This window comes from Acinetobacter courvalinii (assembly GCF_014635545.1).
In the GTDB taxonomy this organism is placed as follows: domain Bacteria; phylum Pseudomonadota; class Gammaproteobacteria; order Pseudomonadales; family Moraxellaceae; genus Acinetobacter; species Acinetobacter courvalinii.
Map to the genome: position 1 here is coordinate 119,218 of NZ_BMDA01000003.1, position 12,867 is coordinate 132,084.

At 43.5% G+C, this 12,867-nt stretch carries 12 protein-coding genes; 5 read left to right on the forward strand and 7 right to left on the reverse strand.

The window, feature by feature from the left end; genetic code table 11:
- Positions 1-18: 18 nt before the first annotated feature.
- Positions 19-828: a hypothetical protein gene (locus IEV39_RS12760; RefSeq protein WP_005289006.1), complete on the forward strand. Its 810-nt coding sequence runs from the start codon at positions 19-21 to the stop codon at positions 826-828.
- A gap of 83 nt (positions 829-911) precedes the next feature.
- Here IEV39_RS12760 and IEV39_RS12765 read toward each other — a convergent pair whose 3' ends face one another.
- Positions 912-1,349 (reverse strand): hypothetical protein, encoded by a 438-nt coding sequence (locus IEV39_RS12765; protein ID WP_032870209.1) that lies wholly within the window; start codon positions 1,347-1,349, stop codon positions 912-914.
- Between the two features lie 179 nt (positions 1,350-1,528).
- Between IEV39_RS12765 and IEV39_RS12770 the strand changes: the two genes are divergently transcribed.
- Positions 1,529-2,020 carry an RcnB family protein gene (locus tag IEV39_RS12770; RefSeq protein ID WP_005289000.1) on the forward strand — a complete coding sequence of 164 codons (492 nt, stop codon included), beginning with the start codon at positions 1,529-1,531 and terminating at the stop codon, positions 2,018-2,020.
- A gap of 152 nt (positions 2,021-2,172) precedes the next feature.
- Positions 2,173-2,532: an RcnB family protein gene (locus tag IEV39_RS12775; protein ID WP_005226872.1), complete on the forward strand. Its 360-nt coding sequence runs from the start codon at positions 2,173-2,175 to the stop codon at positions 2,530-2,532.
- 42 nt (positions 2,533-2,574) lie between these two features.
- Here the strand turns inward: IEV39_RS12775 and IEV39_RS12780 are convergent, their stop codons facing one another.
- The 4 genes from IEV39_RS12780 to IEV39_RS12795 form a co-directional block, all read right to left on the reverse strand.
- Entirely contained in the window at positions 2,575-3,072 is a 498-nt protein-coding gene (locus tag IEV39_RS12780) for a phosphate-starvation-inducible protein PsiE (protein WP_005226874.1), read from the reverse strand.
- 120 nt (positions 3,073-3,192) lie between these two features.
- Positions 3,193-4,974 carry an acyl-CoA dehydrogenase C-terminal domain-containing protein gene (locus IEV39_RS12785; RefSeq protein ID WP_005288995.1) on the reverse strand — a complete coding sequence of 594 codons (1,782 nt, stop codon included), beginning with the start codon at positions 4,972-4,974 and terminating at the stop codon, positions 3,193-3,195.
- Between the two features lie 162 nt (positions 4,975-5,136).
- On the reverse strand, positions 5,137-6,939 hold the full coding sequence (locus IEV39_RS12790; RefSeq protein ID WP_005288992.1) for an acyl-CoA dehydrogenase C-terminal domain-containing protein: 1,803 nt from the start codon (positions 6,937-6,939) through the stop codon (positions 5,137-5,139).
- 310 nt (positions 6,940-7,249) lie between these two features.
- On the reverse strand, positions 7,250-7,624 hold the full coding sequence (locus IEV39_RS12795; RefSeq protein ID WP_005288989.1) for a hypothetical protein: 375 nt from the start codon (positions 7,622-7,624) through the stop codon (positions 7,250-7,252).
- Positions 7,625-7,755: 131 nt separating this feature from the next.
- On the opposite strand from IEV39_RS12795, the gene baeS reads away from it, so the two are divergent.
- A complete protein-coding gene (baeS, locus tag IEV39_RS12800; RefSeq protein WP_005288986.1) occupies positions 7,756-9,426 on the forward strand; it encodes a sensor histidine kinase efflux regulator BaeS in 1,671 nt (556 codons plus the stop codon).
- Between the two features lie 45 nt (positions 9,427-9,471).
- Positions 9,472-10,158 (forward strand): response regulator, encoded by a 687-nt coding sequence (locus IEV39_RS12805; protein ID WP_004652437.1) that lies wholly within the window; start codon positions 9,472-9,474, stop codon positions 10,156-10,158.
- A gap of 562 nt (positions 10,159-10,720) precedes the next feature.
- Here IEV39_RS12805 and IEV39_RS12810 read toward each other — a convergent pair.
- On the reverse strand, positions 10,721-11,302 hold the full coding sequence (locus tag IEV39_RS12810) for a L,D-transpeptidase family protein (protein WP_005288983.1): 582 nt from the start codon (positions 11,300-11,302) through the stop codon (positions 10,721-10,723).
- A 74-nt stretch (positions 11,303-11,376) separates the two neighbouring features.
- Complete coding sequence (locus tag IEV39_RS12815; RefSeq protein WP_005288981.1) at positions 11,377-12,819, reverse strand: protein adenylyltransferase SelO; 1,443 nt, start codon at positions 12,817-12,819, stop codon at positions 11,377-11,379.
- Positions 12,820-12,867 lie beyond the last annotated feature (48 nt).

Genomic DNA, 12,867 nt, shown 5'->3' on the forward strand with positions numbered 1-12,867 from the left:
TAAATAGAGTTCTACACAATGGCGAAGATTAAACTGAATATCAGACAGGATGAGCAGATTGATTTAGATGTGCATCAATTCAATCATTATGCCGATATTGTTGAAATTCAAAGTTGGGCAGAACTGTTAGAATGCTATCGCTCCCTTAAACAGGAAGTCTATCCTAAAAAAGTGTTTCTGGTTCTGGATGATCAAGCACAGGCAGAATACACCTCGATGCATGCGGTTGAGGATGAGCGTCTGTATGTTGATTTTAGTGACGACCTCAAGGGAATTGAAGTCGATGATCCACGATGGGAGCAAACGTATCAAAATGTATGTGTTCCAAAACAATTGCAGCGTTATCTTCAGCAATTGAATGATCCCGCACAGCAGCAGCGTTTTGAAAGCCTGGCTGAAAAAATGCAGCATTACGATGAAAATGACTTAGAAGCACTGCTTTATTTCAATCAAGATCTATTGATCTCTACTCATACTGAAATCATGGTTAAAGTGGCGGCTGTTGAAACAGAAGCATTGAAATTGGCGATGCTACCGAATGGCTATTTTTCTTGTGATTTTGATCCTTTTGAGAATTATGCGCTGATTCAGAAAATGCAGCCCTATGGTTTTGAATTTATCGGCCTCGGAGCAGCGTTATTAGGATGGATTAAAACAGCAGATTTTAAAGCCGAAAAGATTGAAGATTTAATTCAGGATTTGGCGTTGATTTATCCTTTAGACACCTCCCATCAGCAACAACTGAAAGCGCTCATTTTAAAACATGATTATCTGATTTTACCTTATTCTGAATCGCCGCAAGAATATTTAGGTTACGACCTATCCTGATTCAGGATGAGTGTTCAACACGCTAAATTCAGAAGCTTAGTTGGCATTCAGCGTGTTGAAAGTGATACATCCTCAATAAAAAATTAAGGACTCGGTGGAATCAACTGATCCAGATCTTTATCGGCCATTTGCTCCAGTTCACTTAAATCGGTTTTGATTTTCCACTGGCTTTCATCATCGACCGGGTTCGGTAAGCGCGCCTCTAGCCAGTCACAAACCACATCCGGGCTAAATTCCGGATGATTACATTGGATCACCCAGCCTAGAAAATCTTTGGCTTCACCATTCATATAGGGTGGTGGTGATACGGGAAAAAACTGGGTCGGTAAACGTTCATTGGTGGATAAATAATTGAGGACATGCCCAAGTTCTTGCACGGTTTGCCATGCCAAGGCATGTTCAACATCAATATTGAATTTAAACCACCAGGCATGCTGACCATCTGCACCATGCGCCACAATACGGGATTCTTGTACGCTAGGCACTTTACAGAAAAATTGATAGAGACGATCAAAATTCATTTCAGCCACAGATGTTGCCTCAAAACCAAAAAACTGATTCTAACATATCTACACAAAGCTACAGCTTGCTGCATTTTATCCATGAAATTGAACAGTTAATCTGAAAAAATATGATTACAACAGTGACGCTTGTTTTTTATTCTAAAATAGAAAGACACTCTGCTTTTAGGGAGATCACGATGAAGCAATTTCAACCTTATATTTATGGCTTGGCAGCTATATTGAGCTATCTCCCTATGATGAGCCATGCTGATAATGCTTGGGGTGGTTATAGCGGAGTCGAGCGTCGTTCCTATCACCAGCAGAGGCCGGCCTATCAACCGCCTGCACAAGACCCGTTTGCATTCTCCAATCAGCGCGCGACACCGACTGCGCCACCGAAAGGCTATTATTATCAGCCCTATCAAAATAATGATTATCCTCACCGGAATCATCGACCGGGTGTTCGTGTCGAATATTATCCGGACACTCAATATGAGCGTAGCTATCGCCGCGAGTCTTTTGTGGTGGGAAATGAGCTACCGGGTGAGTTCCGTAGCGAGCGTTACGTGCTGCAGGATTGGGATTCTTATTCTTTGCGTGAACCGCCACGTGGTCGACATTGGGTGGTGATCGATGGGCGTTATCTTTTAGTGACGGATGACAACTTTACCATTGAGATGATTCGCTGATCTGACATCTGCTTTTTAATTTTGGATGGAGCGGATTCTCCATAATTTCTCGCTATTCATTACAAAGCTTTGCAATGTCGTGGGTTTTATTCATGCTTTCTCCTAGAGTTTTTTTTAATCTGGTTTTAGATCAAAAAACTCAGGATCACACAATGAAAAAGACCGTCGTATTGCTTGTATCAACATTGATGCTTGGTGTCTCTGCTTCAGCCATGGCAGATTCAAACCGTTGGAATCATGATCATAAAGACCGCTATGATCGTTATGACCACCGCTATGATCACCGTGAACAACCACGCTGGTCGAATGGCGATCGCGGCAATCATTATGGTCAACGCATCAATTTCAAACGTGGCGAGCGTTTACCGTCAGAATTCCGTAGTCATCGTTATGTGGTATCTAACTATCGTAACCACCGCCTTTATCAGCCACCACGTGGCTATAACTGGATGCAGGTACAAGGAAAATATGTACTGGTGGATTCCAAATATCGCATTTTCCGGGTGGCATAACCCTCATATGAGAAAAGCAGGCAATCAGCCTGCTTTTTTAATTTATGCCAGTTCATCATCTTGTGGCCGAGGTGTTTTATTGGAAGGCAAGGGTTGTTCCTGATCTTTACCACGAATCACGGAAGGGTAGTTCCACGATGCAAAACGTACCACCAGAATCGCCACTGCCAAAATCAGGATCGAACCTGTGGTAATGACCAAATCCATCGATGCTTTATGGTTATGCTGAATATCGGCAATCAGCAAACGGGTGAGTGCGGTAATGGCAACATAAATCAAAAAGCGCACTGGCATATGATTAGTCTTGAAATAAATCCCGACCATGGCGCCTAGTTCCAGATAGATAAACAGCAGCAAGATATCATCAATGGTGGCGTACTGTTTTACGGTTAGAATTTCAATCACGGTATGTACGGCTGACCATGCAATCATACAGCCGATAATAAACAGGGCTAAATAATGAAAGGCTTCAACTGCGTAATGACCGAAGCGATCAAGTAGACGAGGTAAGCCTTCAAGTTTATCTTTGGAGTTCGACATGGCGGTTTATATGCTCAACATGATGATTGGAATGATATGCAAGTTTTATGCTGATTTTATTATAGGCATAAAAAAACTGCCTCAACCTAGATTGAGGCAGTTTTTATGATTGAATGCGACTTAAGCTTGATTGGTGAAGTAATCTTCGCTGAAGTTCATGATCAAGTCTGAACCTGCTTTGATTTTCGCTAAACGTGCATCGAGTTCAGGCAAGATACGATCGACAAAGTATTGCGCTAATGCAATTTTGTTTTGGTAGAAGTCACCAGATTTGTCTTTTGCCGCTGCTGCAATTTTTGCGAACATATAAGCAAAGCTGAGTAAACCAACAGCATGTAGATAATCAACTGCAGCTGAGTTCGGGAACTCTGCATTTTCGGCTGCTTGTTCAATGATGAACTGGGTGATCGCTTCAATTTCAGTTGCAGCGTCTAGAGTTGCATCTTTAATGAAGTTCAAATCTGTATCTAGATCATTGGCAAAGTCACGGATCTCGGTGATGTATTCTGCGATGAATGCGCCACCACATTTAATGGTTTTACGACCAATTAAATCTTGAGATTGAACGCCGTTGGTCCCTTCGTAAATTTGAGCAATACGAAGATCACGGATACATTGTTCCATGCCCCATTCACGGATATAACCATGTCCACCGAAGACCATTTGCGCATCGAGCGTCGCTTGGAAAGCAGTGTCCGTGAGGTACGCTTTTGCGATTGGTGTCAAAAGTGCAACGCGATCGTTGGCTTTCTTCACTACTTCAACATCAGTTGAGAATTTAGTGATGTCGAGCTGTTGACCCACATACACCGCAAATGCACGAGATGCTTCGTTGTTGGCACGTACATTGAGCAACATACGACGTACATCACCATGCACTAAAATGCTGTCTGCTGGTTTGTTTGGAGATTGAACGCCAGATGCACTACGACCCTGTAAACGATCAGTCGCGTATTGTGCAGCATTTTGATAAGCAAATTCAGAAGCACCGAGACCTTGGATACCCATTGATAAACGTTCGTAGTTCATCATCACGAACATCGCAGCAAGGCCTTCGTTTTCTTTACCGACTAAATAACCTTTGGCGCCGTCAAAGTTCATCACGCAAGTTGCAGATGCCTTGATTCCCATCTTGTGTTCGATTGAACCAGGACCAACAGGGTTGCGTTCGCCCAAAGAACCATCTTCATTCACCAAGAATTTCGGTACGATAAATAACGAAATGCCACGTGAACCTGCAGGTGCATCAGGGGTTTTCGCAAGGACTAGATGAATGATGTTTTCAGCGAGGTCGTTATCACCACCGGTGATGAAGATTTTAGTACCGGTAATGTTATAGGTCCCATCTTCATTGCGTTCAGCTTTGGTTTTGATAATGCCTAAATCTGTACCAGCATGTGGCTCGGTTAAGCACATGGTACCTGACCATTCACCCGAATAGATTTTAGGTAAGTACGTTTCTTTTTGCTCTTGTGATGCATAGCTGTTTAAAGCCATCCCTGCACCCACTGAAAGAAGCGGGTAGAGCATGAATGATGGGTTGGTGGCGAATAGCATTTCATCAGACAGTACCGTCAGCATTTTCGGCATGGCCTGACCGCCCCATTCTTCGTCTGCACCTAAGCCGATCCAGCCGCCTTCAGCGTATTGACGGAATGCTTCTTTAAAACCTGCGGGTGTGAAAACTTCACCATTTTCCCAACGTGCGCCTTCTTCATCACCCGTACGGTTTAACGGATGTGTCACGTTTTGGGCAAACTTTGCCATTTCTTCTAAAATTGCTTCAGCTGTTGCAGCATCTACATGAGCCAGGTTTTCATTGGCCTGCCAAAATTGTTCTGCTTTAAATACATCATTCAAGATGAATTTCATGTCTGCTAGAGGAGCATTGTAAATTGGCATAATCGTTCCTTTCTACGCACAGCGTCATGTGCAAAATGATCAAATAAAACGAACAAATGAATTGAATCGTATAAATTTAGCATTGATTAAACAAAAAAAGGACGGTCAAAACTGACCAGTCCTTTTTCCGTGATGAACGTTGCATCTCATTCTAAACTATGTTTAGAAAGCGAAGTGATCCGCATCAAGTTCAAACAATGGCGCAACGCCAGTTGAAAGTACGTCTACATGCGAACGAACACGTGGCAGGATCTTCTTGAAGTAGAAGCGAGCTGTGGTTACTTTTGCATTGTAGAAGTCAACATCAGTGGTACCTTCAGCCAATTTCTCTTGAGCAACAAGTGCCATACGTGCCCATAAGTAAGCAAGCGTTACATAGCCAGAGAAGTAGAGGTAATCCACCGCAGCTGCACCCACTTCATCCGGATTTTGCATTGCACGCATACCAATTTGCATGGTGATATCGCCCCATTCTTTGTTTGCAGCAGCCAATGGTGCAATGAACTCTTGCATCGCCGCATTGTCTTTGTTTGCTTCAACAAATTTATGGATGATCTTGGTGAAGTCTTTTAACATTGCACCTTGAGTTTGCAATACTTTACGACCTAACAAGTCAAGCGCTTGAATCTCGGTTGTTCCTTCGTATAGGCAAGCGATACGTGTATCACGTACGATTTGCTCCATACCGTGTTCAGAAATGAAGCCGTGACCACCAAAGACTTGTACACCGTGCTTCGCTGATTCAGAACCAGTTTCAGTTAAGAATGCTTTTGCAATTGGCGTTAACAAAGACAAGATGTTGTCAGCAAACTTACGCTCTTCTTCAGTTTCGCCTTTTTCAACGATGTCTGCATATTGAGCCAATAAGTAAACTAGCGCACGACCACCTTCAGCAAATGACTTTTGCGTTAACAGCATGTTGCGAACAGCAGGGTGAACAATAATTGGATCAGCTTCTTTTTCAGGGGCTTTAGGACCAGAAAGCGAACGCATTGCTAAACGGTCTTTCGCATACGCCAAAGCGCCTTGGAAAGAAGATTCAGATGCAGATAGACCTTGAACTGCAGTACCGATACGCGCAGTGTTCATGAAGGTGAACATGCAGTTTAAGCCACGGTTTTCAGGGCCAATCAAGTAACCTTTTGCTTGGTCGAAGTTAATCACACAAGTCGCGTTACCATGGATACCCATCTTGTGTTCGATTGAACCACAACGTACTGCATTACGCTCGCCGATAGAACCGTCAGCATTGACATTGAACTTCGGTACGATGAATAGAGAAATCCCTTTGGTACCTTTTGGCGCGCCCGGTAAACGTGCAAGTACGATATGGATGATGTTTTCAGCCATGTCGTGTTCACCAGCAGAGATAAAGATTTTCTCGCCAGAGATTGCATAGCTGCCATCCGTATTTGGTTCAGCTTTAGAACGGATGATACCTAAGTCAGAACCTGCATGAGATTCAGTCAGGCACATGGTACCTGTCCAAACACCTGAAACAAGGTTTGGCAAGTAAGTATTTTTTTGCTCATCAGAACCGTGGTGTTCTAAAGTACGCACAGCACCATGAGAAAGACCAGGGTACATGCCCCATGACCAGTTTGCAGTACCCACCATTTCAGAGATTGCGATCCCTAAAGAGTTTGGTAATGCCTGACCGCCGAACTCTTCATCAGCAGAAAGAGACGGGAAGCCAAGTTCGATATATTTTTGATACGCTTCTTTAAAGCCTGTCGGAGTTGTAACAACACCGTCGTTCCAAGTACAACCTTCGCGGTCACCTACCTGGTTTAAAGGAGAAAGTTCGTTTTCGCAGAAATCAGCCGCTGCTTCTAAGTATTGATCAACCAATTCACGGCTTACTGTGTCTTGAAATGCAGGAAGTTTTGCGTAATGTGCTTCAGCATTTAATAATTCGTGCAATACGAACTGCATATCACGTAAGGGTGCTTTGTATTGTGGCATAGCGGGTTCCTCAATACTGGTTAAACCAGAGTTATAATCTTAGTCAATGATAAATGTGCCCAAGAGCACCATTTTGTAGCGCTAATCGTGCAACAAGTTATAGTTCGGTACAAGCTTTTGCAGGTCATTTCTTAGTGACTGCTAAGTCAAAGTTTATGGTTCAACCTGTTTAAGCGCTTAGATTGTAAGTGGTTTTCCAGCATTTGAGTGAAACTGTTCAGCTAAAATCGTAAGCAGCTGTGTAAATGAAAAATCAATCATTTAACGCATAAAAAAAGGCGCTTTGAAAGCGCCGGAGAGGAGAGGGTGTTTATGTTGTTGGATTCGCTTGACGCTTGAATTGTGATTGGTCTGGGGTAAAACGAACTTCACAGGTCCCTTCAATCACACGTTTATTCCATTGCACATTGACGCGTTCTCCGATACGTTTACCCTGACATGCCTGTTCGATCTGGGCGCGTTGTGCCTGATGTTGCTGACGCATTTGTTCGCGTTGTTCTGAACGCTGTTCACGTTTTGCTTGCCATTCAGCACGCTGTTCAGGGGTAAGTGGTGCACGTTGCATATTGTGACGATGGTGGTCACGATCCATTGACTGTTCCGCTGGCGTGGTCGACTGACAGGCAGCCAAACCTAAAACAGAACCGAGTAAGGTGGTCATCAATACAATTTTTGTCTTGTTCATTGTTTTATCCAGCGTCAGCAGTTGTGATTTGATGCTTAAAGATTAGATAATAAAGATGAAGAAACAATGGAGAGTTTTTTTGAACCATGTTGGTTACAATCCATAAATAGAACACTATTGAGATTAAGCGTTTGAATGTTCGTCGTGTCCCTTTAGCCTTACGCCTGTTTTTAACGGTATTACTCACTACCTTGCTGATTGCGACCATCAGTCTGGGCGTTTTACATTGGACCATGCAAAAGAACTTTGCCCGCTATGTAGCCGATGTCGAGATGCAGAAATTGGATCGGCTGATTGCTAACCTAGGCAATGTTTATACGGTTTATCATGACTGGGGTAATGCCATTCAGGCGCAGATCTTGCAAATCGAGGGAACCGCAGCGCCAGACGACTACGACCGGCTGTCTCAATGGTGGTTACGTCGCCAGTATGACATTGCCTTGCAGCAACGTTATTTTAATGACCATACTTTATTGAGTCTATCTCCGACTTTGGCGCAAAATAATGTTGAGATGAGAAACCGTCAGATCTTTAATGATGAAGAACTCAAAATCCTCAAACAAAATTTACCCTCCGAATATCAACCCTTTGAAGGACTACGTTTTCCACTCAGCCCAAGCCAGTTCCGTTTAAAGAAAGATGATAAAGATGACAAACAGGAGCATAAATTAAGTGCGCCTGCCGAGCATGGTAAAAAGCGTTTTGTCTCGATTCCTGACCGTTTAGGCCTGAGTTCACGCCTATCTTTATATGATGAAAATCAGCAGTTTATTGTCGGTGAACCGGCTACCGATCAAATCTCGTTCCGTCCGATTGTCGTAGATGAACGGGTGGTGGGTTATCTGGGCCTAAAACCAGTGCTGGATCAGGATGATGCATCCAGTATTAACTTCTTTAGTAATCAAAAACGCTATCTACTTTTGGTCTATGCATTAACGGTATTGTCTAGTTTGATTGCGGCACTGCTGATGGCGACCTATTTTAAAAAGCCGATTCAACGCCTGTTAAAAGCCACTTTAGAATTGACGCGTGGTAACTATCAGCATCAGGTGAAGATCAGACGTAATGATGAGTTAGGTGATTTGTCCAATCAGATCAATCATCTGGCAGACATCTTGCACCATCATGAAGAGTCACGCCGTCAATGGGTATCCGATACTTCGCATGAGCTGAAAACGCCATTGGCCGTGTTGCAGGCACAAATCGAAGCGATGCAGGACGGGATTCGTAAAGCCACACCTGAACACCTTGCTGCGATGATGCGTCAGGTCAGCAGTTTGAAGAAATTAACTCAGGATCTGGCGGATCTGGCTCAGGCCGATGCACAACAGTTGAAATGCTATTTTGCCGAAGTCAATCCGTGGGATGTGGTGCTGCAAGAAGTCGAAAACTTCAGATCAACCTTTGAGCAAAATCAGCTGGACGTCACCTTGTCAGGTGAGGGTGCTTTACTTTCGTTAGATCGTGATCGTTTTAAACAGATTATTGTCAATTTGCTGGGGAACTGTGTTCGCTATACTGAACAAGGTGGAAAAATACAGATTCATACTCAACAAGATGAGCAACAATGGATATTGTATGTAGATGACAGTCCATTGGGGGTCAATGATGAGCAGCTGGCCCGTCTGGGTGAGCGTTTCTACCGTGTCGACGATTCACGTACACGCAGTACAGGCGGTACAGGGCTAGGTTTGGCTTTATCATGTAAACTGGCACAAGCTTTAGGTGGTTCACTGACTTTCGATCATTCACCATTAGGTGGATTACGTTGTGTACTGACTTTCCCGAAACAAAATACGTAACTTTTAGATCCTCTTTGGTTGAGGATGATGGATAGGATGAAGACCATGAAACATATCATGTTGGTTGAAGATGAGGTCGAACTGGCACAGTTGGTTCGTGATTATTTAGAAGCTGCTGGTTTTGAAGTCAGTATGTTCCATGATGGTCAAGATGCATATACCCAGTTCCAGCAACGTAAACCAAGCTTGATGATTCTGGATTTGATGGTGCCGCGTATGGACGGTTTAACCATCTGCCGTAAAGTACGTGAGCAGTCTGATTTGCCGATCATTATGGTGACGGCACGGACTGAAGAAATTGACCGTGTTTTGGGTCTCAATATGGGTGCAGACGACTATATCTGTAAGCCTTTTAGTCCCAAAGAACTGGTTGCCCGTGTTCAGGCTGTTTTGCGCCGTTTAGAGCGTAAAGCCGAGCCGGAACAAAATGATCTATTCCGTATTGATAAAGCGCAACAGCGCATCTGGTATCAGCAAAAAGCATTGACCTTAACCCCAACAGAATTCCGTTTACTGGAGCTGTTTTTAGAACATCTTGGACAGGTCTATTCACGTGCACAGTTGCTCGATCATATCAATCCAGACAGCTTTGATGTGGCAGACCGTGTGATTGACAGCCATATTAAAAACCTGCGCCGTAAGATTTCAGAGGCAGCGGATACAGGCAATCGTCATGAATGGATTCAAGCGGTGTATGGTGTCGGTTATCGTTTTGAATATCCAGATGAGTAATCAGCATTACGTGGTTTGTAATGACTCATAATTAAAAATGTGGAACAGTTTCTACAGATACTTGTCTCTTTTCCGTAGGATAGAGGGGCTAATATGAGATGAGTTTTGATAAGGATAAAGGGTAGATTACTACAAAAACTTTTATCCTGTGGCTACCCCTTGCGCTGCTACAACGCAGCTCATATCCAAGAAAATGTGGAACAGTTTCTATAGATAAACTCATCTCTTTTTCTTCGGATAGAGGAACTGAAAGGGAACGAAATTTTGTGACGATAATGGGTAAAGCACGGCAAAAAGTTTTATCCTGTGGATAACCACAGCGTTATCCACAGAAAATGTGGATAGTTTCGCAAAGATTTTGTCGAAATTATCTGCTTTTCTGGTTTTAAATGGAACATCACTGAATTCTGTGCAAACTAAGATTACATTACTTTACAATCACTTGTGGTGAGCTAGTTTGCTGAAACGAGATTACTTCTAGCTTAAAAACTTATCCCCTGAATAAGCCTTGTCCGGTTTGATCATCGCCTTTATCCGCAAGCTCGTTTGAGCGTTGCCTCCATTAGGGGTGGATGATAATGGGTGTATGATCAGCAACCAGTTGCCATATTTCGTCTATATCCGAGTTGGTCACCGCAATACAGCCTAAGGTCCAGTCTTTACGTGGCATATAGCGTGCACTGGCAGGAAATAAGGTAGCACGTGTCGGTACTGTCCCATGGATCATGACATCGCCACCCGCAGATCGATTATGCTGTTGGGCATAGGTCGTATCAGTTTTATTGGGGTAGGAGATGTGCAAAGACTTATAGTACGCACTTTGTGGATTGCGCCAATCAATAGAATAAGTTCCCTCAGGCGTTTTGCCATCACCTTCAAACTGTTTATGTCCGATCGGATCAAAGCCTAAACGTATCGGATAGCTGCGAATGACTTCCTGTTGATGTTTTAATTGCAGAATACGTTGGCGCTTAAAGACTTCAATTGAGGTCACGGGTTTATTCTGTTTAAGCTGTTGTATTTGTTCAGCTGAAAGTGGCGTATGGGTTGCTGCAAATGTGGGGATGAACTTGCCATACTGATAAAAAGCCAGTGCCAATAAAATAATTAAAACCACAGATCCAACAATCAATCCAGTTTTCATGATGTTCTTCTTTTTAAAATAAATAGATCACCTGAGCCGCAATCGCGACCCAAGCGAATCATAACGACTCAAAATTAAGATGAACAGCTCACCATTATCTCTGGTACATCACTTGGTAAAGGGGCCGTATCTGCTTTAGTTTCTAGATCAGGCTGTTTTTGATAGGGCTGATTCAGCAGCTTAAATAGACGGTCAACCTCACTAAAATCACCACGTTCAGCCTGTTCAATGGCTTTCTGGGCCATATGATTGCGTAGAACATATTGTGGATTGACCTGTTGCATTTGCTGGTCTAATTCATCTGTGTCCTGATGTTGACGGATATTCTGGTAATGTGTCAGGAAATCATCAAACTGTTGCACATGAATACAGTCATCTCTTAAAGCTTTATAATCTTGCTGTTGTAGGCGAATAAAGCTTTGAGTGTAATCCAGTTGTTCGGTTTGCAAAATTCTCAAGAAGGCAAAGCTGCAATCCAGACTGTCTTTATGAAAATGCGGTAATCCCATTTTTTGACATAAGCCCTGACCATAATGTTGTAAAAAGGTGGGTTCAAATTTTTCCAGGCAGCTTGCCAGATCCAGTTTGAACTGTTCTTTATCTTCGGCTGATGCCAAAGGAATCAGATTGTTCAGCCATGTCCATAGATTCCAGTGGCCAATACTGGGCTGGTTTTGATAGGTGTATCGCCCCTGATAATCGGAGTGGTTGTTAATCCAGTTTGGACGGAAACGTTCCATAAAACCGTAAGGGCCAAAGTCCAGTGTTGAACCGGTAATATTGAGATTGTCGGTATTCATCACCCCATGCGCAAAACCGACCAGTTGCCATTTGGCAATCATGATCGCAGTTCGTTCAATCACGGCTTGAGCAAATGCCAGAATTGGATGTTCAGCTTCAAGGCATTCTGGATAATGCCATTTGATACATTTTTGCGTGAATTCAGCCAACAGTTCAGGCGCATATTGATTGATCCATTCAAAATGACCCAAGCGAATATGGCATTCGGAGGTGCGCAATAACATTGCCCCTAGCTCTAGGGTTTCGCGTTGTACGCCTTGAGTTGAACTGGTAAAACCGACAGCATGACTTGATGCGACACCAAGGGCATTCAATGCATGACCCGCTAGATATTCACGAATCACCGAACGCAGCACAGCACGGCCATCGCCCATGCGCGAGTAGGGGGTGGAACCTGCACCTTTGAGATGTAGATCAATGGTTTCGCCGTGTTTATTTAGGATTTGTCCGATCAGCAAACCCCGACCATCACCGAGTTGTCCTGCCCATTGTCCAAATTGATGTCCTGCATAGACCATGGCGAGAGGGGGAAATTCGGCAAAGGTTTTTTGACCGCTACAGATTTCCACCCAGTTGGCTTTATCTTCTTCGCTCCATTGCAACTCATCTGCCAAGGCTTCATTGAAATGGCCTGCTTTGGCACCACGCAACGGACTGGGTTGTTGCTGATGATAAAGCTTCGGATTTAAAGAATCATAGCGAGGGTTAAATTGCATAAGCGAAATATCTTGAAAGACTGACCTATGACTATAACAAATTAACCG

Excerpts from the sequence above, each read along its gene's own strand:
- IEV39_RS12795 (WP_005288989.1), bottom strand. The coding sequence starts at position 7,624 with ATGAACAAGACAAAAATTGTATTGATGACCACCTTACTCGGTTCTGTT.
- IEV39_RS12765 (WP_032870209.1), bottom strand. The coding sequence starts at position 1,349 with ATGAATTTTGATCGTCTCTATCAATTTTTCTGTAAAGTGCCTAGCGTA.
- IEV39_RS12785 (WP_005288995.1), bottom strand. The coding sequence starts at position 4,974 with ATGCCAATTTACAATGCTCCTCTAGCAGACATGAAATTCATCTTGAAT.
- IEV39_RS12810 (WP_005288983.1), bottom strand. The coding sequence starts at position 11,302 with ATGAAAACTGGATTGATTGTTGGATCTGTGGTTTTAATTATTTTATTG.
- IEV39_RS12770 (WP_005289000.1), top strand. The coding sequence starts at position 1,529 with ATGAAGCAATTTCAACCTTATATTTATGGCTTGGCAGCTATATTGAGC.
- IEV39_RS12805 (WP_004652437.1), top strand. The coding sequence starts at position 9,472 with ATGAAACATATCATGTTGGTTGAAGATGAGGTCGAACTGGCACAGTTG.
- IEV39_RS12780 (WP_005226874.1), bottom strand. The coding sequence starts at position 3,072 with ATGTCGAACTCCAAAGATAAACTTGAAGGCTTACCTCGTCTACTTGAT.
- IEV39_RS12815 (WP_005288981.1), bottom strand. The coding sequence starts at position 12,819 with ATGCAATTTAACCCTCGCTATGATTCTTTAAATCCGAAGCTTTATCAT.
- IEV39_RS12790 (WP_005288992.1), bottom strand. The coding sequence starts at position 6,939 with ATGCCACAATACAAAGCACCCTTACGTGATATGCAGTTCGTATTGCAC.
- IEV39_RS12760 (WP_005289006.1), top strand. The coding sequence starts at position 19 with ATGGCGAAGATTAAACTGAATATCAGACAGGATGAGCAGATTGATTTA.
- IEV39_RS12775 (WP_005226872.1), top strand. The coding sequence starts at position 2,173 with ATGAAAAAGACCGTCGTATTGCTTGTATCAACATTGATGCTTGGTGTC.